At 45.3% G+C, this 20,911-nt stretch carries 19 protein-coding genes and 1 tRNA gene; 11 read left to right on the forward strand and 9 right to left on the reverse strand.

Annotated features, from left to right (window positions below; genetic code table 11):
* Nucleotides 1-147: 147 nt before the first annotated feature.
* On the forward strand, nt 148-825 hold the full coding sequence (locus M2133_RS15040; protein ID WP_277467021.1) for a hypothetical protein: 678 nt from the start codon (nt 148-150) through the stop codon (nt 823-825).
* Nucleotides 826-854: 29 nt separating this feature from the next.
* Complete coding sequence (istB, locus tag M2133_RS15045) at nt 855-1,595, forward strand: IS21-like element helper ATPase IstB (RefSeq protein ID WP_277467022.1); 741 nt, start codon at nt 855-857, stop codon at nt 1,593-1,595.
* 612 nt (nt 1,596-2,207) lie between these two features.
* Here istB and M2133_RS15050 read toward each other — a convergent pair.
* The 4 genes from M2133_RS15050 to M2133_RS15065 all read right to left on the reverse strand — a co-directional run bounded on the left by M2133_RS15050 (nt 2,208) and on the right by M2133_RS15065 (nt 3,502).
* Nucleotides 2,208-2,281 (reverse strand) — tRNA-Thr (locus tag M2133_RS15050).
* A 275-nt stretch (nt 2,282-2,556) separates the two neighbouring features.
* On the reverse strand, nt 2,557-2,754 hold the full coding sequence (locus M2133_RS15055) for a hypothetical protein (RefSeq protein WP_277467023.1): 198 nt from the start codon (nt 2,752-2,754) through the stop codon (nt 2,557-2,559).
* A gap of 24 nt (nt 2,755-2,778) precedes the next feature.
* Nucleotides 2,779-2,976, reverse strand: a complete 198-nt coding sequence (locus M2133_RS15060; protein ID WP_277467024.1) for a hypothetical protein — start codon at nt 2,974-2,976, stop codon at nt 2,779-2,781.
* 121 nt (nt 2,977-3,097) lie between these two features.
* Nucleotides 3,098-3,502 (reverse strand): hypothetical protein, encoded by a 405-nt coding sequence (locus M2133_RS15065; RefSeq protein ID WP_277467025.1) that lies wholly within the window; start codon nt 3,500-3,502, stop codon nt 3,098-3,100.
* A gap of 72 nt (nt 3,503-3,574) precedes the next feature.
* Here M2133_RS15065 and menA point away from each other — a divergent pair, with 72 nt between their 5' ends.
* Entirely contained in the window at nt 3,575-4,459 is an 885-nt protein-coding gene (gene menA / locus M2133_RS15070; protein WP_277467026.1) for a 1,4-dihydroxy-2-naphthoate octaprenyltransferase, read from the forward strand.
* Between the two features lie 87 nt (nt 4,460-4,546).
* On the opposite strand, the gene M2133_RS15075 is transcribed toward menA, so the two are convergent.
* From M2133_RS15075 to M2133_RS15095, 5 genes are all read right to left on the reverse strand, one after another.
* The gene (locus tag M2133_RS15075; RefSeq protein WP_277467027.1) at nt 4,547-5,092 is read right to left on the reverse strand and encodes a DJ-1 family glyoxalase III; all 546 of its coding nucleotides are present in this window, start codon (nt 5,090-5,092) and stop codon (nt 4,547-4,549) included.
* A 12-nt stretch (nt 5,093-5,104) separates the two neighbouring features.
* Nucleotides 5,105-5,941: an energy transducer TonB gene (locus tag M2133_RS15080; RefSeq protein ID WP_277467028.1), complete on the reverse strand. Its 837-nt coding sequence runs from the start codon at nt 5,939-5,941 to the stop codon at nt 5,105-5,107.
* Nucleotides 5,942-5,944: 3 nt separating this feature from the next.
* Nucleotides 5,945-6,355 (reverse strand): biopolymer transporter ExbD, encoded by a 411-nt coding sequence (locus M2133_RS15085; protein ID WP_277467029.1) that lies wholly within the window; start codon nt 6,353-6,355, stop codon nt 5,945-5,947.
* A 1-nt stretch (nt 6,356) separates the two neighbouring features.
* A complete protein-coding gene (locus M2133_RS15090) occupies nt 6,357-7,016 on the reverse strand; it encodes a MotA/TolQ/ExbB proton channel family protein (protein WP_277467051.1) in 660 nt (219 codons plus the stop codon).
* A gap of 146 nt (nt 7,017-7,162) precedes the next feature.
* Complete coding sequence (locus tag M2133_RS15095; protein WP_277467030.1) at nt 7,163-7,879, reverse strand: pyridoxine 5'-phosphate synthase; 717 nt, start codon at nt 7,877-7,879, stop codon at nt 7,163-7,165.
* Nucleotides 7,880-7,991: 112 nt separating this feature from the next.
* Here M2133_RS15095 and M2133_RS15100 point away from each other — a divergent pair, with 112 nt between their 5' ends.
* The 8 genes from M2133_RS15100 (at nt 7,992) to M2133_RS15135 (ending at nt 20,410) form a co-directional block, all read left to right on the forward strand.
* The gene (locus M2133_RS15100; RefSeq protein WP_346843247.1) at nt 7,992-8,645 is read left to right on the forward strand and encodes a CBS domain-containing protein; all 654 of its coding nucleotides are present in this window, start codon (nt 7,992-7,994) and stop codon (nt 8,643-8,645) included.
* A gap of 16 nt (nt 8,646-8,661) precedes the next feature.
* On the forward strand, nt 8,662-9,549 hold the full coding sequence (locus tag M2133_RS15105; protein WP_277467032.1) for an NAD kinase: 888 nt from the start codon (nt 8,662-8,664) through the stop codon (nt 9,547-9,549).
* Nucleotides 9,550-9,807: 258 nt separating this feature from the next.
* On the forward strand, nt 9,808-10,803 hold the full coding sequence (locus M2133_RS15110) for a glycoside hydrolase family 43 protein (RefSeq protein WP_277467033.1): 996 nt from the start codon (nt 9,808-9,810) through the stop codon (nt 10,801-10,803).
* Nucleotides 10,804-11,257: 454 nt separating this feature from the next.
* Nucleotides 11,258-13,009 carry a DUF6057 family protein gene (locus M2133_RS15115; RefSeq protein WP_277467034.1) on the forward strand — a complete coding sequence of 584 codons (1,752 nt, stop codon included), beginning with the start codon at nt 11,258-11,260 and terminating at the stop codon, nt 13,007-13,009.
* A 17-nt stretch (nt 13,010-13,026) separates the two neighbouring features.
* Nucleotides 13,027-14,499, forward strand: coding sequence for a hypothetical protein (locus tag M2133_RS15120; RefSeq protein ID WP_277467035.1), 1,473 nt, complete (start codon nt 13,027-13,029; stop codon nt 14,497-14,499).
* A gap of 125 nt (nt 14,500-14,624) precedes the next feature.
* Nucleotides 14,625-17,858, forward strand: coding sequence for a TonB-dependent receptor (locus M2133_RS15125; protein ID WP_277467036.1), 3,234 nt, complete (start codon nt 14,625-14,627; stop codon nt 17,856-17,858).
* A 5-nt stretch (nt 17,859-17,863) separates the two neighbouring features.
* Nucleotides 17,864-19,717: a RagB/SusD family nutrient uptake outer membrane protein gene (locus M2133_RS15130; RefSeq protein ID WP_277467037.1), complete on the forward strand. Its 1,854-nt coding sequence runs from the start codon at nt 17,864-17,866 to the stop codon at nt 19,715-19,717.
* Nucleotides 19,718-19,726: 9 nt separating this feature from the next.
* Entirely contained in the window at nt 19,727-20,410 is a 684-nt protein-coding gene (locus M2133_RS15135; protein ID WP_277467038.1) for a DUF3823 domain-containing protein, read from the forward strand.
* Nucleotides 20,411-20,911: the final 501 nt, after the last annotated feature.

Raw genomic sequence — 20,911 nt, forward strand, 5'->3', positions numbered from 1 at the left:
TGTAAGGATGCAAAGCTACGGTCAATTCAAATCAAAAAATCAAAGAACGCTTGTATCTTATATATAATCAACCTGTTACGGTTGAAATTAAAAAAATAACGCATCAGTAGTAATCTGACTTCATTAAACGCCGCTATACGTGTCGCATTGGAAGTGCATAACAATACACCATTCTCCGGCCGTGATTATAGCCGTCGTGAGCAATTTGAGGAGATAGAGCGGATGTATCTTAGCGGACTTAATCCCATCCGTTATGAACTTAAAAAACAATCCCAGGTAACTGTCATGAAGAACGGGCATATCCGTTTAAGCGAAGATGCCCATTATTATAGCGTGCCGAGTAAATATATAGGAAAGAAGGTTAAGTTGCTCTATACCTCTTTCCTTGTGGAAGTTTATTATAAATACGAGAAGATTGCCGAGCACCCTCGTGATCCGTCCCGTTACCGATATACAACCCATGTGGACCATCTGGCATCTCATCACAGGTTCCAAACTGATTGGAGTGCAGAGAAGTTTATCCAGGAAGCCGCTGTAATCCATCCTGACGTAGCCACATACATAGGCAAAGTCATAGAATCTAAAGCGCATCCGGAGCAGGCTTATAAGTCTTGTAGCGGAATCTTAAGCTTCGTTCGCCGTGTTGGAGCCAAGCGGTTAATTAATGCCTGTCGCTGGGCTGAAAGCTACGGTTTGTATAACTATCCGGCCATAGAAAGGATACTTAGTAACCGGCAAGATGAACTACCGTTGGAGAATGAAGCTGATATAAACAAAGATATACCTTCTCATGAGAATATCCGGGGAAAAGAGTATTACCAATAAAAAGAAAAAACAATATAAAAGAACAAAAAATGGAAATGAATAAAGAAACTCTTGATAAGATGACTCAAATGCGTCTTCAGGGAATGTATTATGCTTTTAAAACTTCGTTGGAATCGCTGCACAAAGAAAGCATGACTATCGATCAGTTTGTATCCTGGCTTATCATCTCAGAGTGGGATGACCGTCGTAATCGCAACATCCAGCGGGCTATCAGGCAGGCCTGCTTTCGTAATAAAGCTTCGGTGGAAGAAATAGACTTTTCCATAGAACGGGGATTAGACCGTAACCAGGTTCAGCGTTTAGCTGAGCTTGGTTTTGTGGCAGAGCATAAAGACCTGTTTATAACCGGAAGTACAGGGACAGGGAAAAGCTACCTGGCTTCGGCTCTTGGATATCAAGCCTGCCTGAAAGGATACAAAGTATTATATTCTAATACTTCCCGGTTGATGGGAACACTTAAAGCGGCAAAAGCTAAAGGAACGATATTGACCGATCTAAGAAAAATAGAAAGAATGGATATGTTGATATTGGATGACTTTGGATTACATCCATTTGACGCAACAGCCAGAATGAACCTTCTGGATGTAATAGAAGACCGATATGGAAAGAAATCTACCGTTATTACATCACAAATACCGGTAGGAGATTGGCATGATATGATTGGAGACAAAACAGTCGCCGATGCAATACTGGACCGCATTGTCCATCAGGCCATCCGAATAGAACTGTACGGAGAATCTCTCAGGAAAAAGAAAGTCCAAAATAAATGACTATTTTTGTAAAATTATTTAAAATGTAACCCCGGCTAAAAAGAATGTTTGCCAACCTCAAAAACAACTACAAAAATGACCTCGTTGTGAAACACAACTTTAGGGGGTCACTTTGAATTGGCCGAAGGGGGTCACTTTCGATGGAATTTCCAGAGTTATTTGAGTTATGAAAAATGAGCGGTCTGCTATCAATGAGCCAAGCGTAGAAGTTATTTCGATACGAATCGCTCAGATTTGCACAATCAGTTATATTCCAACTTAATAGATAGCATTTTGCCGTATTCTGCACCACCCAAAACAGGTAATGACTTGGTAACGGAAAGGCAACGAAAACAACTGTTTTTTGCGTTTTTCAGGTTAAGACAGTTTCGGACAACCTCTGCCTATAAGACTAAATATCAACGGGTTCATCCTTTTTCGCATTTAATCACTTTTTTGCAGAATTATGCCTACAAAGGTAATAATTGAGCAGAAGAGTTGAGGCGTTTGCAACCAGGTTTTCGGACTGACCCCTTTTATGTGTAGGCTGCCCTAAATAAAAAAAAGGATTGGCTGTCGCCGATCCTCTTTCAAACAAAAAAAGGATTGGCTGTCGCCGATCCTTCTTTTTTGAGCCTCTTGTCGGATTCGAACCAACGACCCCGAGATTACAAATCACGTGCTCTGGCCAACTGAGCTAAAGAGGCAGGTGGGTAAGCTGACTACATCGCGCCGCTACAACCAAGTACCCTTGCTGCGGTCAAGCCCTGGGGGAGTTCCGAGGGAGCATGCCGTGTAGGACTTACCCGGGCGCAAAAGTAGATGTTTTTTTCGATATAGCAAGCACTTTTCGGCTCTTTCCCCGTACTTCGCTCTTAATCGCTTGATATTCTTCGAAATCAAAAGTGTTAAAAAATGTATGGCAAAAAAAGAAAGGCTGCCTCTTTGGGGGAGACAGCCTTTTGCAAGTGAGAAAAAATATTTAGTCAGTTAGTTCTTGGTTTTCTTGTTTTCTCGAGCCGATAAAACGCAAGGCAACCATGGCTACGGTTATCGCACCCAATAGGATCATGATGGTATGCTGGGTCGTTTCGCTGTCGAATTCCGACGTGCCGACCAATACCAGGCAGATGAATGACATCATCATCACGGCATCTACCAAATCTTTATTTATTTTCATTGTTATCTGTTTTACATTTTACTTCTATTCTTCCGTATGGGCTTCTCCGGGATTGCTTAATCCTTTCATGATGCCTACGACACCGATACATAGGGCGGCCAAAACGATGATCAGTTTCAGATAATCGTTGGTGATGATGGAACTGCATGCTAAGACGCATCCGGCAATTGTCAGCAGTACAAACAGATATATGCGGACTTTTCCTGAATTCTTTTTTGACATGATTACAATATGATTAGTCTCTGTCCATAGGGTAGTGACACCTCCTGGAAGAGTTGTTAATAAATTGATTAAGAAAAATAAGGGAAGTAGTACGACACTACTTTAACTACGCGGTGAACGGCTAAATAATGATTTTCCGCAAGGCATATATCCGATATCCCAAGCGGCTGAGAAGGATAGAATAGTTAGTGGTTTGACATAGGGTAACCTGTTCGGAAACCCGTTGAAGTTGGCTGGCTTCTTTCAGGCGAATATCCTGAATAATGCGCACGGCATGGCGGACGACCCGCAGGGGAACCGGGCTATAATTGGTCTGTACATGCCGGCGGGGCGTGAGGCAATTGCTGTTTCGCATATCTTTCCCGATCTGCTCGAAACGTTTTTGGGTATCGGCAGCCGCATGCTGCTCTTTGATACTGTGTTCGTATTCAGTCAAAGAATCATTTGCCTCATCTCTTTCCGTTTCGGAAGAAATATGCAGCAAAAGTGCCAAAAAAAGCCCCAGTATGAAAAGAAACTTTTTCATGGAGCAAAGATAGCACTTTTATCACTCGAAGCTATTATTCGGGGTTTTTTGTTTTACTTTGTAGCCTGAAATATGACAACAAACAAAAATACCTTTATTGCCTGGGTCGAAGCGGCCCGGCCGAAAACATTATTTGCTTCATTGAGCCCGGTTGTGGTCGGGTCGGCCATTGCCTGGCGGGAGGGGGCTTTCCAACTTATCCCGGCCTTGCTCTGCGTGGCGGTGGCTTTGTTGGCGCAGATCGCCAGTAATTTTGCCAATGATTATTTCGATTATAAGAAAGGTGCCGACCGGGACGACCGTCTGGGGCCGGCCCGGGCGGTCGCTTCGGGTTGGATCCGTCCGAAAGCGATGCTGAACGGGACGTTGGTCGCGTTGATCCTTTCCTGCATTTGCGGCTGTTTCCTGTTGTTCTACGGGGGATGGATCCTGTTGCCGGTCGGCATAGGCATGGCAGTTTGTGTACTGGCTTATTCCGCCGGGCCTTATCCTTTGGCTTATAAGGGGTGGGGCGATGTGTGCGTATTGTTGTTCTATGGGATCGTTCCGGTTTGTTTCACTTATTATGTGCAGGCGAATGGGTTCTCTTTACTGGCCTTTTTGCTCTCGCTGGCGATGGGTTTCCTTTCGATTAATATTCTGGTGGTCAATAATTACCGCGACTACGAGCAGGATAAGATATCGAATAAGCGCACCACGATCGTCTTGTTCGGGAAGAGGTATGGGCGTATCATCTATCTGGTGAACGGGTTATTGGCACTTGTTATTGTGCTCCCTTTTCTGTTGTGGGAGAAGGTGTGGCTGGATGTCCTTTTTGCCCTGTATTTTGCTTTGTTTGTGATGACCTGGACGAAGTTTAAGCGGTTGGAAGGCCGGGCGCTGAATCAGATCCTGGGGCAGACTTCGCTTTTGGTTTTTCTTTTTGCGGGGATTGTGACGGTGGCGCTTGTGATCTAAGAGTTTAAGGTCTTTTAGGTCTTTTAGGTCTTTTAAGTCTTACCACCGACCTAAAAGACTTAAAAGACCTAAAAGACCTTAAACTCTTTAAACCAACAACCCCTCAGCCACCTCATCCGCTATAGCCTTGCCTTGCAGCGCTTCGACTATCGCCAGGCCGAAATGGAAGACCAGGCCGGGTCCTTTGCCGGTGATCACGTTGCCGTCGGTTTCTACGGCTTCACCTGTGGCTATGGCGCTTTCCAATGTGGGTTCGAAGCTGGGATAACACGTGGCTTTCCGTCCTTTCAGGAAGCCTAAGCCGCCCAGAACCAATGGAGCAGCACATATCGCAGCCACCCATTTCCCAGCATCGTATTGTTTCTTTAAAAGCGCTTTCAACGGTTCGAAAGCATTCAGGTTATTGCTGCCGGGCATACCTCCGGGCAGAACCAATGCGTCAGCCTCCGAGAAATCCACCTCGTCAAACAGGGCATCCGCTACCACATCCAGGTTGTGCGCTCCTTTTACAGTCCGTTCCGCAGTGATCGAAACGACAGTCGTTTCAATACCGCCACGACGCAATACGTCGATGGTACCCACCGCTTCCGTTTCTTCGAAGCCGGTTGCTAAGAATACAAATGCTTTTTTCATATCATGCCTTTTTTAAAGTAGTTTATATACATAGGTGATTGTTCCGCTCTGGTTGTTGGTCCCGTTGATGCTGTTGAACTTCGCCTTACGCGCCGCTTCGATCGCGCTTTTACGCATCGATTCGTTGGTGATATTCGTACCCCGGCCGATCTCGGTAAAGATGACGTTTCCTCTGGGGTCGACCGTGATATTGATCACGATACGTCCTTCTTCCTGTATGGTATAGGCCGGACGCGGGAGTCCTCCCGATCCGATCGAACGTCCGTTCAGGTTGAAGGTACCATATCCGCCGACACCTTCGTTCTCGCCCTGATCCGAATTACCGAAGGGACTACCCTGATTTCCTTCTCCTTCGGTGGCATCACCCTGGCTTGTCCCGTCGGTATTGCCCATGCCAAAAGCTCCGGCCACCCGGTTGGTGATCTCTTCTTCCCGCTTGCGTTGTTCTTCAACCAGGCGTTGACGTTCAGCTTCTTCGCGGCGCAATCGTTCCCGTTCGATTTCTTCCTGACGGCGCTTTTCCTCTTCTCGCTTCAGCTCTTCTTTCTTCTTGGCATCGGCCAGCGATATGCTTTCTTCGATATCCTGAGTGACCAATTCTTCCTGTTGGGTCTGCGTGGAAGGCGAGGAGGGAGGCGGAGGTGTCGTGGGCTGTGAAACGGTCTCACCCGTATAACGAGGCTCAAAGCTTCCTGCCGCAGCATTCAGATTCCCAAAGTTCACCAATACCCCTTCATCTTCTTCGGGCACCACCGTTTTCAATACGGTGAACCAAAGTATCAGGAAGATCACCAGATGGAAAAGCAGCGTGCCGACTAAGCTGTATATGTCGTCTTTCTTCAGATTCATAAATTATTTCTTTGGTCTGGTAGCCAGTACCATCCGGAAATTATTCTCGTTCGCAATATTGAGTATTCTCACTATTTCTTTATAGGGTACCGTCTCATCCGCATAGAGGGCGACATACATATCCGGTTCCTGAATGGCCATCTCCTGAAGGAAAGGCGTGATCTCTTCAAAGGATACTTGTCTTTCCCGCTGGCTGCCGAAGGCGACGTAGTAGTTCTGACGCGAATCAATCGTTACCCGGGTCAACGGCTTGGCTGCCGTCTGCTTCTGCGATTGGGGTAAGGTTACCTTTATCGCATTGGGCACGACCATCGTCGAGGTAATCATAAAGAAGATCAACAGCAGGAAGATAACGTCAGTCATCGAAGCCATGCTGAAGCCGGGATCTATTTTTGTTCTTCTCTTTAAAGCCATGTCAGTTAGCCGGTTCATTTAATAAGTCCATAAATTCCATGGTGTTGGCTTCCATCTTGTTGACTACGTTGTCGACCTGTGAAACCAGGTAGTTGTAAGCAAACAAAGCGATGATCCCCACAACGAGACCACCGACGGTAGTCACCAACGCTTCATAAATACCTCCGGAAAGCAACGTGATATCGACATTAGAGCCTGCGTTTGCCATATCGAAGAAGGCGCGCACCATACCGGTTACCGTACCGAGGAAACCGATCATCGGTCCGCCGGCAGCCGTGGTCGCGATCACGGGAAATCCTTTTTCCAGTTTCGCCACTTCCAGGTTCCCTACGTTCTCGATGGCCACCAGTACGTCGTTCATCGGGCGTCCCAGGCGGGTGATTCCTTTTTCAATCATTCGCGCAGAGGGAGTATTTGTGCTTCTACACAGGTTCAGGGCCGAGTCTACCTTCCCTTCATGGATATAATCCTTGATCCGGTTCATGAAGTTCACATCCTCTTTGCCGGCGCGGCGGATAACGATCAGCCGTTGGATAAAGATATAGATCGCCAGTAACGACATCAATAACAAAACGATCATGATCCAGCCACCCTTAAAGGCGAGGTCGATAATGTTGATCTCTGCTTCCGTGGGGACGGTGACCGATGTGAATTCCGGCATCTGGTCTGTTGCTTGTGCCCCTAAGGCCTGTAATAACAGTAAAATACTCATTGTTTTTATTTATTAATTATTCATTAAAAATAGTCGTTTGGCGTGACTCGGCATAATCCAAACAAGTTTGGCTTCTGCACTCGCTACTTCAAACGTTAGCCTATTAATTGTTTCTTATACTGCGCGATGGTCTCCTGCAATCCCAGGTAAAGCGCGTCGCAGATCAGGGCATGGCCGATCGATACTTCTTTGAGCCAGGGGATCTGCTGATGGATATACGCCAGGTTCTCCAGGCTCAGGTCGTGTCCGGCATTGACGCCCATACCCAGGTCGCGGGCCAAGCGTGCCGCTTCGATAAACGGTGCCACGGCGGTCTGCCTGTCGGCAGCGTAGGCCGCGGCATAGGGCTCGGTATACAGTTCGATCCGGTCGGTACCCGTTTTAGCCGCCCATTCGATCGTAGAGAGATCGGTTCCGACAAAGATGGAGGTGCGGATCCCTTCCGTCTTGAACCGGTCGATCAACTCTTTTAACCCGTCGAAATGCGTCTGCACATCCCAGCCGGCATTCGACGTAATGGCATCCGGCGCATCGGGAACAAGGGTCACCTGTTCCGGTTTCACTCTCAACACCAGCTCGATAAACTCTTTGGCGGGATATCCTTCGATATTGAATTCTGTCTTTACCAGCGGTTTCAGGGCATACACATCACTGTAGCGGATATGTCTTTCATCCGGGCGGGGATGAACCGTGATTCCCTGGGCGCCGAAGGCTTCACAATCCAGCGCTACTTTTACTACATCAGGAGCATTGCCGCCACGCGCATTTCGGAGCGTCGCGACCTTATTTATATTTACACTTAAATTTGTCATTCTATAGGGTTATATCCTGTTTCTTTCATTACATTTGCTTCCATAAATAGAGTGTTTGCAGTAATGTATCGGCAAATTTAGCAGTATTTTAGTATATAACAGAATAATGTGGATGAAAGATTTCATAACAAAAGAAATTCCGGTGTTAAAAAGTTTTGACACAGCGGAGTATGCGCTGGCATTGATGGAAGACTTTAAAACGGCACACCTGCCTTTGGTGAACGAGAATATTTACCAAAGCCTTGTGGCAGAGAAAGATCTATTGCTCATGCCGCGACTCTCCGAACCGATAGGCGAACCTATCCCTTTCGCGCCGGCCATACGGAAAAATACCAGTTTGCATGTCGCTTTGAACCTGATGACCCGCTACCGGCTTCACCTCTTGCCTGTTGTCGATGCCGAAGGGCAGTATCTGGGAGCGATCACCCGGGAAAAAATGCTGGATGCCCTGGCCGAATTTTGTAGTGCGGACGCGGCCGGTAGTGTGATCGTATTGGAGATGTTTCCGCAAGACTATACCTTATCCGATATCGCCCGGATCGTCGAGTCGAACAATGCACACATCCTCAATCTGCTTTCTTTAACCGATAAAGATACGGGGCGTCTGTCCATCACCCTGAAGATCGATCTGGAAGATGCTTCTCCGGTGATCCGTAGTTTTGAGCGTTTCAACTATACGGTATTATTTCATTATATGGAAGAAGGTATAGTGGATGAGATTCTGCAACACCGGATGGAAGAGCTATTATATTATATGAATATGTAAACCATCAGTAAAGAATATGAAAGTCGGGATATTTGGCAGTGAGTACCAGGTAGGCAAGTTAAGCCTGATCAGGCATTTGTTTGAAAAACTTTATGCCCTGGAAGCAAAAGTGTATGTGGATATTACTTTTTATACGTTCCTGGCCGAGCAGTTACAGTATGCCCCGCCTGTGGAAGGATTGCTGACGGAAACCGAACCCTTAGACCTGGATATCGCGTTGAGTGTCGGAGGCGACGGCACATTCCTCCGCACAGCCGCACGTATCAACAAACAACGGATTCCTATCTTGGGAATCAATACCGGAAGGCTCGGCTTCCTGGCCGATATCAACAGCAGCGAGATCGAAAATACGCTGGAAGAGATCAGTAAAAACTATTTCAAGACCGAAGAACGTTCCCTGCTTCACCTGCATACGGGAAATGAGGCGGCGGATAATCATTCTTATGCTTTGAATGAGATCGCCATCATGAAACGCGATTCCTCTTCCATGATCACGATCCATACTTTTTTAGACGAAAAATACCTGACTTCGTATCAGTCGGACGGCCTGGTGGTGGCTACGCCGACCGGCTCGACCGCCTACTCCCTGAGTGTGAATGGCCCGATCCTTGTCCCGCAGAGCCGGAGCTTTGTGTTGAGCCCGATCGCGCCTCACTCCCTGAATGTGCGTCCGCTGGTTATTCCCGATTCGATCGATATCCGTTTGCAGGTCGAGAGCCGGAGTGATACGTTTCTGGTTGCCCTCGATGGCCGATCGGAGGTGTATTCGGCCGGAACAGAGCTCCGGATCAGCCGTGCCGAACATACGACCCAAGTGATCAAACGCCACAATCACACCTTCTACGAAACACTCCGCGAGAAGCTTATGTGGGGCGCCGATGTGCGCAAACATACAAGCCAGTAAATGAACCCATTGGCGGGACTATTCATTTGTTGATAATTATCAACAAATGTGTTGACGGTTATCAACAACCAACTCCTCCCCCGAAAATGACAATATACTCCCGGCGGTAGGATGAAATATTCCACGGCGGTTCGGATTCTTTTCTTCTGACTAAAATCTTAAAGCATTTGACAGATTATTGAAAAGGGAAAGTCGGCAAATAGTTTTCCTTTGCCGGTGTTCAATTCATGTATAATCCTATATTTAAGATTGAGAGCCATGCGAATCCTGTTTTTATCACCCATTTTTTTCTTTTTTCTTTCCCTGGTTTGTTCGGGAGCCCATGCGACGATTGGCGAAGAGGCGGAAGATCCGAGCCTTTATCTTGCCGACCCGACGATTTTTTATGCTGACGGTATATATTACTTGTATGGCACGGGTGGAGGGGCGCATGCGAATGCCGACCAGGGCTTTTTGGTGTATACCTCGACCGACTTGAAGGAATGGACCGGTCCGCATGGCGCTTCGGATGGCTATGCGTTGAAGAAAGGGGATAGCTTTGGCACGAAAGGTTTTTGGGCGCCCCAGATCTTTACCTATAATAATAAGTATTATATGGCCTATACGGCCGATGAGTTTATCGCGATAGCTTCGTCGGATAGTCCGTTAGGCCCTTTCCGACAAGAGCAGATCGAAAAGTTACCGGCAACGATCAGGCAGATCGACCCGTATGTTTTTTTCGATACGGATGGGAAAATCTATCTGTATCATGTGCGGCTGACGGAGGGAAACCGTTTGTTTGTCGCCGAGTTGAATCCGGATCTTCGTTCGATCAAAGCGGAAACCCTGACAGAATGTATTTCGGCCCAAGAGAAGTGGGAGAATACACAAAACGTCGAATGGCCTGTGGCGGAAGGACCTACCATTATCAAAGAGGACGATCGTTACTATTTCTTTTATTCGACGAACGATTTCCGGAATATCGACTATGCGGTAGGGTATGCCATCGCGGACTCTCCCTACGGACCGTGGAAAAAATATGCGGGCAATCCGATCATCGACCGTCATCTGTTGGGTTTCAACGGAACCGGACATGGCGACCTGTTCTGCGACAAAGACAATCAGTTGCATTATGTCTTGCATACCCATTATTCAAACGAAAAGGTATCCCCAAGAAGGACGGCGTTGGTAACGTTGGAAGCTTCGGGGAAAAAGGGGGAAACACTGGTGTTTAAGGTTGTGCCCGGTACATTCAGTTTTCCATCTTTGAAATAAATCACTACTTGGAAGCAAATGCTGCTTTTTGACGTTCTTTTGCATGAAGCCATACACAAAAACTTTTATGAAAAATTTAGTATTCTCACTATCGTATGGGATAGTGTGTTGCGGACAAACAAATAACTCTACTTTTTCCCGTTTTTATCGGGGATTTTTGATGTGTAAATGTGTATCTACTTAAATGTCAGCGGTGTGTCCTGAGTTGGCAAACCTGTCAATGAATAAATAGTGAAAGTATTTGAACGATTATTGAAGAGCATAGTGAAGTGAAAACACTTCTTTTGTATCGTTGAAAGACGTTAACGAGTGTAATACTATTTAAGAAAATAAGAAGAATATTTTCAAGAGAAAAGCGCGGTTGAGGATCAACGTTTTTTTCTATACAAAGTAAAAAGACACAACGTAAAGCCATAGCAAGTAAAACAAACGGATGAATAGAAATAGCCATTATATGAAACTGAATCTCGGTATAGTGATCTTTTGGATCGCTGTATTTGTCGGTTTATTTCTGTTCTTCCAGTGGAAGTATTCGTATTACTTCTACTATATCGAACAATTGCAATTATTCCTTTATACGCCGCAGTTTGCCCGGGAAACGATCTTACAACCCGGTGGTTTGGCTTTGTATATCTCGCTCTTTTGTGTTCAACTCTATATATATCCAGGCGTGGGAGCCTTGATTACAGCGTTTTTATTGACAGGTATTGGTGTTTTGTTACAGGCAAATTTGAGAAGGTTGGCTCCCGTTTCCCTGACCTGTTTATTAAGTATTTTACCGGTCGTAGCCCTCTTGACTGTTCATGTGGATATGAACTATAAGGTGCAGGGCACGATCGGCCTTTTATTTATGTTGGGAGGTTTATTAGTTTTCACAGGCATTAAAGATGTTATCAGAAGGCTGGTGGCAGGAGTAGTACTGGTTCCGGTACTATTCCTGTTGGCCGGTCCGGTCGCTTTCCTGTTTGCTTTGGTCGCCCTGTTAGGGGAGGGCTTGACAGCCCCCCGGAAATCTTATTGGTTTGTGATCCTTCCGTTGGAAATGCTCTTGATCGCTTACCTGTCTATGCGGATGGGGTGGCAGGGAGAGTACCGGATGCTTTTATTCCCCGACTTTTATTTTGAACATCTGCTTCATGAGAAGAAACTATATTATGCCTGGTGGGCGATGGCAGGAAGTTTGGTTTTGGCACGTCTGATAAAGAACATGAAAGAGCCGAAAAAGCAGACGGCAATCTTGTCTTATGGTTTGCAGCTGTTGCCGTTCTGTGTCGTTCTGTATGTGATGGCCGAGCGCGATACGCGGGTGATATTGGATAATATGGAACAGGATTATTACGTGCGTCATGAACAATGGGATCAGGTGATTCAGACCTTTCCCCGGGAAAAATATAATAACCATACGATCAATCTGTTGAATCTGGCGTTAGCAAAAAAAGGAGAGTTGGGCAATCGCCTGTTCGAGTATGACCAACGGGGATCGCAAACGCTGATTTCGGATTGGGACAGTACTTTCCCGCATGCGATCGCGCTCTGTGAGGTTTATTATCAGATCGGAGATATCGGTGCGGCACAGAAATTGGCCTTCGAAGGGTGTCTCAGCTCGCAATATACCGGAAACGTGCGCCTGATGCAACGTCTGGTCGAAACCAATCTGATCTATGGCGCTTACGGGGTGGCCGAGAAATATATCAACATCCTGGAGCACACCCTGGCTTATAAGGATTGGGCCAAAGAACATCGTCGTTATCTGTACGACGAAGAGGCTTTGGCGCAAAATAAGACATTACTGGCAAAAAGAAAAAGTTTGGTTAAGGACGGAATCTATGTGAAATCGGGTAATACCCCCGTTGTATTTGAACAGCTGGCGGTCAATAACCCGGCGAATCCGCTGCCGATGCAGTATCTGGTATCCATGTATCTGGCACGCAAAGACCTGAAGAACTTCCAACGTTTATTGGAAACCTATGCTAAAACGGAAGTCTGGCCCACGATGGCGATCAGCCAGCAGGAGGCAGTCATTGTATTGAATCAGAAAAATCCTTTTTTCTGGATACAGAATGGGGTGACCACCAAGGTGGAAAAGCGGTTTCGCGCCTTTGACGATCTGATGAATCAATCTCGTATCCGACCTGATTTCGCGACGAAGATGCAGGCCGATCATGGCGCTTCTTTCTGGCATTATCTGGTGTTTAAAAAAGTATAGATAACAAAGTGACTTATATGCGTAGCAAACTTTACTTGTATGTATTTCTTATGTTCTCTTTCCTGTCGTGTACAGGAGAGAGAACTTTCTCGGATTCATTGTCCGGGCAGCCGGAAATATATCCCGACTACGCGAATGTGACGATCCCTCAGAATATAGCGCCGTTGAATTTTTCCCTGGTAAACGAAAAGAATGCGGTGGCCCTGTTTAAAGGGAAAAACTATCTTTTCGAAGTGGCAGCTTCCGACGGACATTTTGTGATTCCCGAAAAGAAATGGAAGACGCTGTTAGCCGAAAACGGTGGACAGGATATTGAAATCGTCGTGGGAGTGGAAGAAAATGGCAACTGGAGTGCTTACGAACCCTTCCGGATGACGGTCGTTACCGATCCGGTAGACAGTTATATCGCCTATCGCCTGATTGAACCCGGATATGCCTTGTGGAACAAGATGGGAATTTACCAGCGTGAGCTGGCGAGCTACCGGCAAAGCGTGGTCTACGAAAGTAAAATGACCGGATATAATTGTGTGAACTGCCATTCATTCTGCGCGCAGGATCCTGATAAGATGTTGTTCCACATGCGGGCAAAATTCCCCGGCACGGTGATGATCGACGGTGACCAGATCGTATTTCTGGATACCAAGACCGAACAGACCATCGGTTCCCTGGTGTACCCCTCGTGGCATCCTTCGGGCAAATACGTGGCATTCTCCATCAATAATACCACACAGGATTTCCATGCCACGCAACGCACGGAGGTGTTCGATACCGCTTCGGATGTGGCTGTCTATGATGTGGAGAATAAAACCATCCTGACCACTCCGGTGATCGCCTCCAAAGGAGCATTCGAAACTTTCCCCACCTTCTCGCCCGACGGGCAGACGCTTTATTTCTGTAGCGCCGTGGCACGTAAGATGCCGGAAGAGGTGGATAGCCTGAAATATAACTTATGCAGCATTTCTTTTGATCCGCAGAACGGCACGTTCGGAAATAAAGTGGACACCTTGATCCATGCGATAGAGGAAAACCGGAGCGTTTCTTTTCCGCGCATCTCGCCCGACGGACGTTGGCTGATGTGTACCCTCTCATCCTATGCCACCTTCCCGATCTGGCATCGGGATGCTGATTTGTTTATGATTGATTTGCAGACAAACGAAACATCTGATTTGACCAACGTCAACAGTCAGGAAGCCGACAGCTATCATTCCTGGTCGTCCAACAGTCGTTGGGTGGTTTTCAGCAGCCGTCGATTGGATGGACTTTACACCCGTCCGCATCTGGTCTACGTCGATCCGGAAGGAAAGACCGGTAAACCTTTCGTTTTGCCACAGAAAGACACTTCCTATTATGCTTCGTTATTGTTTTCTTACAATATCCCCGAGTTTGTGACCGGAAAAATCAAAAACCGTTCCTACCCGATCATGAAGAAAGCCAAAGATCCGGCGCAGATCGAAAAAGTACGGTTTACCCTGCGAAACGATACTGAGTAATAAAATAGATTATTAACAATAAAACTAATATGCCTATGATGTAAACCTGAAAAAGAAACCTGTCAGAATTATTTATTTATCATTTAATTAACAATTCTTATAATTACAAATCTTGCTTAAAGATTATGAAGAAACAAATGTATGATTATTCGAGTGGGAGCAAAATACGAAGACTCCCACTATTTGCAGTTGCTTTTCTTTTGATTACTACGATGTTTAGCATAAGTAAAGCAGAAGAAAATACAGTGACCAAACAAAGTGCAAGCGGGACTCCCATATCCCAGCAACAAAAAATGACCATAAAAGGTACAGTAATCGACACTTACAAAGAACCGGTTATTGGCGCCAATGTGGTAGAAAAAGGGACTACCAATGGTACCGTTACAAATATTGATGGAGAATTCTCATTAAGTGTAACCCCAGGAACGACATTGGAAATCTCTTTTATCGGTTACATCACTCAGAATGTAGCGGTAAGAGGTGAAGTGATCAATGTGGTTTTAGTGGAAGATACCCAAACGCTGGACGAAGTCGTTGTAACCGGTTTCGGTATGTCGCAGAAGAAAGCGACGTTGACCGGGGCTATCTCAATGATTGGCAATGATGACATCAGTCGTTCGTCTGCCTCTACAGCATCGGGGGCGTTAGTGGGTAAGATCGCCGGTTTGAATAGCCGTCAGGTGGATGGACGTCCGGGTGCAACAACAGCATTGGAAATCCGTAACATGGGTTCTCCTTTGTATGTAATCGATGGGGTTCAGTCAGATGCAGGTCAGTTTAATAACCTGGACTTCAATGATATTGAATCCTTATCTATCCTGAAAGATGCGTCGGCCTCTATCTATGGGGTACGGGCTGCCAATGGGGTTGTGGTTATAAACACAAAGAAAGGGCGATTGAATACGAAGAATACGGTATCAATCAATACGTATTACGGATGGCAAAGTCCTTCCAGTTTTCCTGAACCGGCAGATGCTTTGACTTATATCAAAAATTATATTCAGTCAGAAACTTTGCAAGGTAAAACCGGCTCTGCTTATACCTATTCCAAAGAAGATTTGGCTAAATGGCAGGCAGGAACAGAAAAAGGATACCAATCATTCGACTGGTATGATTATATCTTTGAAACGGCTCCTCAATATTATCTGAATGCGAATATTTCCGGAGGATCTGATAAAACAAATTATTATTTCTCTGTGGGGCACCTGAATCAGGATGCGATGATTGTAAATTATGGTGGATTCACTCGTACCAATGTACAGATGAATATCTCCACTCAAATCAATGATCGTTTACGTATTGGCGCCGGTATGAAGGGATATATAGAAGAGCGTGAGAATCCGGGTGTGCCGGGTGGTGACGACTATTGGTTGCCACGTTTCGGTACTTACAGAAACTTGCCTACTAAACGTCCTTATGCCAATGATAATCCCAATTATCCGACAATGACTTCTTCCAGTTCAGAAACAAACTTTGCCTGGTTGAATTATGAACTGTCGGGGAGATATAAGGAAACATGGCGTGTGATGCGTTTGAATGCCGATGTGGAATATGATATTTGGGGAGGATTAAAAGCCAAAGCATTGTTCGGATATAATTTGGCTTATCAAAACCTCAATAATCATGAGTATACCTATAAATTGTATGGATACGATGAAGCAACGGATACTTACCCGGTTATCTTTGAAAATAATAACCCTTGGCGTGAACGCCGTGTTGGGCATAATGAAGAAATGACAGCTAATATTCAGTTGTCTTATGACAAAACTTTCGGGGATCATTCTATTTCTGCAATCGCAGGTTTTGAGGCTATAAAGTTAGATAAACCAACTTCTTGGTTGCACTCTATTCCTACAGCCAACTCATTGTCATTGATCGATTACGAAACAATGGATACGTATAACGATGACGGTAATCGTACGGAAGCACGTATGGGATGGATCGGACGTATTAACTACAACTATGCGAGTAAGTATCTGTTGGAAGCTTCTGCTCGTTACGACGGATCATGGAAATTTCCTCCGGGAGATCGTTGGGGATTCTTCCCTTCTGCCTCTGTGGGATGGAGAATCTCGGAAGAAGCATTCTGGCAAAATTCTAAACTATCTAATATATTCAGTGACTTGAAACTGAGAGGGTCGTATGGTCTTTTAGGAGATGACGACTTAGGGAAAAATCCGAATAACAATAATAATCCTTATTATAATGCATTCGACTATATGGCCGGTTACGACTATAAGAAGGGTGGAGCAGTTATTGACGGTAAATATACAATCGGATCTCAACCCCGTGGATTACCGGTAAGAACATTATCCTGGATTGAAGCGACTATCTTGGACGTTGGTTTCGACGCAACCTTCCTGAATAACCGTTTGACGAGTCAGTTCGACTTCTTCCGTCGTAAACGCGAAGGTTTACCCGATCGTCGTTATGACGTGTTGATCCCGAAAGAAACAGGTTTTGACCTTCCCTATGAGAATCTGAAATCAGATGTTCACATGGGTTGGGAAGCTGCCGTACGCTGGTCAGATAAAATCGATGAACTGTCTTACTCTATTGGAGCTAATATTACTTACTCTCGGTATTATGAATGGGATCAGTACAAACCTCGTTATAGCAACTCCTGGGATGAGTATCGTAACTCAAAAGAACATCGTTTCGGACGTGTGAACTGGGGATTGGAAGCCGACGGACAGTTTAAGAGCTGGGAAGAAATTGCTTCATGGCCTATCGACAACGACCGTCAGGGTAATAAGACGCTTCGTCCGGGTGATATCAAGTACAAAGATATCAATGGTGATGGTGTGATCAATGGTATGGACGAACGTCCAATTGGTTACGATCAGGATGGTTTGACTCCTATTTTGAACTTCGGTTTGAACTTCTCGTTCGGATGGAAAGGCTTTGATTTGGCATTCGATGTCACAGGAGGATCTATGGCAAGCTGGTTCCAGGAATGGGAACAACGTAATCCGTTCCATGACGGAGGTAATAATCCACAATATTATATGGATGATACCTGGCATTTAGCTGATATCTGGGATGCCAACAGTGAATTGATCCCGGGTAAATATCCGACTTTGCTGATTGGAAATAGCAGCCATAGTAACTACTGGGCAAGTACATTCTGGAAACACAATGTTTGGTATACCAAATTACGCAATTTTGAATTGGGTTACACCTTGCCAAAGCATATAACCTCTAAAGCTATGATCTCCGACCTGCGTCTGTATGTAGCCGGTACAAACTTGTTTACATTGACCAATGTGAAAGGTATCGACCCGGAGACAAAAGAATCAAATGGTTTGGCTTATCCAACCATGCGTGTGATAAACATCGGTTTAAATCTTAAATTTTAAACAGTATGAAAAAGAATTATATATTTTTAGCGTTCACCGCTTTTTTACTGACAGCTATTACAAGCTGTAGTGGCTTCTTGGACCAGGATCCGGATAAAATCATGACGGATGATCAGATTTTTTCTGATGCTGTAATGATTAAGTCGGTTTTGGCAAACTATTATGGCCGTATTGATGGCAAAGAATGGGGTATGAATATCAATAATGGTGATCAGATCTACAATCAATCGGTTATTGATGATGTGGCTAAGTTTGACGGAGGCCCTGACCAACGTTCTACTTTTGAAGATGATCGTTTCCGTACGTACGATTATACGTATATCCGTAATATTAATGAATTCCTTCGTGGCTTGCGTGCGACGACTGTGCTTACGGATGCGGAAAAAAGACCTTTAGAAGGTGAGGCTCGTTTCTTGCGTGCCTGGGCTTATTTTAATATGTGTCGCGCTATGGGGGGAATGCCTATTGTGGGAGACGAGGTGTTCGAATACGAATCGGGTATGGATATCACCACGTTACAGAAACCGCGTGCAACAGAAGCGGAGATGTATGACTACATTATCAGTGAATGTAGCGCGATCGCAGAATTACTTCCGGTAGACAAACAAACCAATAGTGCTCGTGCTAACAAATGGACGGCTAAAATGTTGGAAGCACGTGCTTCTTTGTATGCTGCTTCATTAGCTAATTACAACAATAAGATGTCTAACCCGGTGAAAACCGCAGGGGGGGAAGTTGGTATTTCTGCTGATAAAGCACAGAGTTATTATACAAAAGCATTAGCAGCGGCAGAAGAAGTGATCAGAAGCGGTGTTTATACGCTTCAGGATGCTAAACCGGACAATAAGGCACGTAATTTCTACGAAGCAACTTCTGTCAAAGAAAACAATACGGAAGTCATTTGGGCACGCGATTATAAATATCCGGGTCAGACCGTTGAGTTTACGAAGATTAATATTCCTCGTTCACATGCGGAAGATATTGACAACAGTGCTTACGGACCCACCTTGAACCTGGTTGAAGAGTTTGAATTGATTGATGCCGCTACTCCGGGGCAAAGACAAAAATTTGTCACAGAAGAAAACGGCACATACAAATTCTACGAATCCGCTTCAGCTCCGTTTGCAGAACGTGATCCACGCCTGTGGGGTTCGGTTATTTATCCGGGAGCAGAGTTTAAAGGTGCAGAAGTGGTCTTGCAAACCGGTCAGTTAGTGAAAGAGAACGGCCAATGGGTTACTGTCGTGGGTGATTTGGACTCTAAAGATGATAATGGTAATCTGCTTACTTCGTTTAATGGTCCGAAAGAATCCAATGAACAGTATATCAATAAGAGTGGTTTCTATTTCCGTAAATATATGGATGAAACCGGCTTGGCATCTACTCGTGGACGTGGTTCTGAAATGTGGTGGCCTCGTTTCCGTATCTCAGAAGCTTATATGATAGCCGCAGAATCTTCTTTCGAATTGGGTAATGGAAGAGCTGCCGAGTTTATCAATGCTGTACGTGCCCGTGCCGGTGTGAAACCTCTGGCAACCGTTACTTTCGAGAATATCGTACATGAATGTCGTGTTGAGTTCGCTTTCGAAGATCATCGTTTCTGGGATATGAAACGCTGGCGTTTGGCTGACAAAGTATGGAACGGTAATAATAACGACGAACAAGCGCGTCATCGCCGTCTATGGCCATACCGCGTCGTTGCTCCTGGTGATCCGAATGATGGGAAATGGGTGTTTGTGGAAGACTTCTTGTTTATGTCTCCTAACGCTCGTTACTTCCAGATGAAGAATTATTACAACTTCCTCAATATGGATTGGATAAATGCGAATCCGAACATGGTGAAGAATCCATATCAATAATTTCTAAATATGAAGAAAATGAAAATAATATCAAGAATTATACCGGTAGTGATGCTGCTTGCTATTCTGAGCAGTTGCGGATTTGATAATTTTGATGCTCCGACTTCAACCCTTGTAGGTAAAGTAACTTATAATGGAAGCCCACTAAATGTGCGTGGAACTGGTGAAGCCATACGCCTTCAGCTTTTCCAAGACGGGTTTGATAAACGAGATGCTATTGAACTATTTGTCGGGCAAGACGGCGCTTTTTCCGCTAAATTGTTTGACGGACAATACAAAATGGTGACACGTGATGGTAACGGACCTTGGGTTAACAGTCGGGATACTACCATCGTGAATGTGAAAGGAACAACGGAAGTAAGTTTGGATGTAACTCCTTATTTTCTCATTTCCGGAGAAAATATTTCTGTGTCGGGTTCTACAATGAACGCTTCGTTTACAGTTAATCAGATTGTTTCTACAGCAGGAATTGACAGAGCGATGTTGATTCTGAGTAAAACACAGTTTGCGGATGATGTAAATAACATCTTCCGTCAGGATTTCTCGGACGTATCAGCCGGTTCGGTTAGTTTATCAGCCGATATCAGTGGTAACAATGACGTGGCCAATGCCAAAGCATTGTATGGTCGGGTAGGTGTTTATGCCAAAGGTGCCGACCAGGCGATTTATTCACCGGTAGTCAAATTGAAATAAATACATTTCGATACGAAGTAAGAAGAGTGGGCTCCCTAAGGGCTCACTCTTTTTTATGTCATTGTACCCGATCATCCCCCCTTCCCCCTTTTCACCTCACCATCTGCCGAGATCCCTGTATGCAAAAACCCTGCCGGCCTTTTACAAAACTCCGGCAGCCCTTTGGCAAACTCCGGCGGCCCTTTGGCAAACTCCGGCGGCCTTTTCAGTGGAGGAGGCAGCTTTTGTAGTCAAATGGATAATGTTAACAAATATAAATTGCCAATGGTGGTAAACCTATCATCCCGAACAGTGTTTTTCGTTTTTTTACTACCATCATACAGCCGGAACAGGCAACCCTGTTAAACGGATCACGGACGGGGCTCTCCCCATAGGTGTCGGGGGTTACTTACAGGAAATTTACTGCTTTTTTTGCTGCTTGGAATAGTTATCTGGTTGATATACAGCGGTGTGAAAAAATCCTGTATGATGTAAGTAAAAAAACGAAAAACACTGTTCGGA

It is taken from the genome of Parabacteroides sp. PF5-6, from assembly GCF_029504695.1.
In the GTDB taxonomy this organism is placed as follows: Bacteria; Bacteroidota; Bacteroidia; order Bacteroidales; family Tannerellaceae; genus QVMG01.

What these genes read in the sequence shown, in the direction of transcription:
- M2133_RS15115 (WP_277467034.1), top strand. Translation starts at nt 11,258, where the DNA reads ATGAAACTGAATCTCGGTATAGTGATCTTTTGGATCGCTGTATTTGTC.
- M2133_RS15060 (WP_277467024.1), bottom strand. Translation starts at nt 2,976, where the DNA reads ATGTCAAAAAAGAATTCAGGAAAAGTCCGCATATATCTGTTTGTACTG.
- M2133_RS15090 (WP_277467051.1), bottom strand. Translation starts at nt 7,016, where the DNA reads ATGCCGGAATTCACATCGGTCACCGTCCCCACGGAAGCAGAGATCAAC.
- M2133_RS15055 (WP_277467023.1), bottom strand. Translation starts at nt 2,754, where the DNA reads ATGAAAATAAATAAAGATTTGGTAGATGCCGTGATGATGATGTCATTC.
- M2133_RS15100 (WP_346843247.1), top strand. Translation starts at nt 7,992, where the DNA reads ATGAAAGATTTCATAACAAAAGAAATTCCGGTGTTAAAAAGTTTTGAC.
- M2133_RS15085 (WP_277467029.1), bottom strand. Translation starts at nt 6,355, where the DNA reads ATGGCTTTAAAGAGAAGAACAAAAATAGATCCCGGCTTCAGCATGGCT.
- M2133_RS15125 (WP_277467036.1), top strand. Translation starts at nt 14,625, where the DNA reads ATGAAGAAACAAATGTATGATTATTCGAGTGGGAGCAAAATACGAAGA.
- M2133_RS15095 (WP_277467030.1), bottom strand. Translation starts at nt 7,879, where the DNA reads ATGACAAATTTAAGTGTAAATATAAATAAGGTCGCGACGCTCCGAAAT.
- M2133_RS15075 (WP_277467027.1), bottom strand. Translation starts at nt 5,092, where the DNA reads ATGAAAAAAGCATTTGTATTCTTAGCAACCGGCTTCGAAGAAACGGAA.
- M2133_RS15135 (WP_277467038.1), top strand. Translation starts at nt 19,727, where the DNA reads ATGAAGAAAATGAAAATAATATCAAGAATTATACCGGTAGTGATGCTG.
- M2133_RS15120 (WP_277467035.1), top strand. Translation starts at nt 13,027, where the DNA reads ATGCGTAGCAAACTTTACTTGTATGTATTTCTTATGTTCTCTTTCCTG.
- M2133_RS15080 (WP_277467028.1), bottom strand. Translation starts at nt 5,941, where the DNA reads ATGAATCTGAAGAAAGACGACATATACAGCTTAGTCGGCACGCTGCTT.
- istB (WP_277467022.1), top strand. Translation starts at nt 855, where the DNA reads ATGGAAATGAATAAAGAAACTCTTGATAAGATGACTCAAATGCGTCTT.
- M2133_RS15130 (WP_277467037.1), top strand. Translation starts at nt 17,864, where the DNA reads ATGAAAAAGAATTATATATTTTTAGCGTTCACCGCTTTTTTACTGACA.
- M2133_RS15065 (WP_277467025.1), bottom strand. Translation starts at nt 3,502, where the DNA reads ATGAAAAAGTTTCTTTTCATACTGGGGCTTTTTTTGGCACTTTTGCTG.
- M2133_RS15105 (WP_277467032.1), top strand. Translation starts at nt 8,662, where the DNA reads ATGAAAGTCGGGATATTTGGCAGTGAGTACCAGGTAGGCAAGTTAAGC.
- menA (WP_277467026.1), top strand. Translation starts at nt 3,575, where the DNA reads ATGACAACAAACAAAAATACCTTTATTGCCTGGGTCGAAGCGGCCCGG.
- M2133_RS15110 (WP_277467033.1), top strand. Translation starts at nt 9,808, where the DNA reads ATGCGAATCCTGTTTTTATCACCCATTTTTTTCTTTTTTCTTTCCCTG.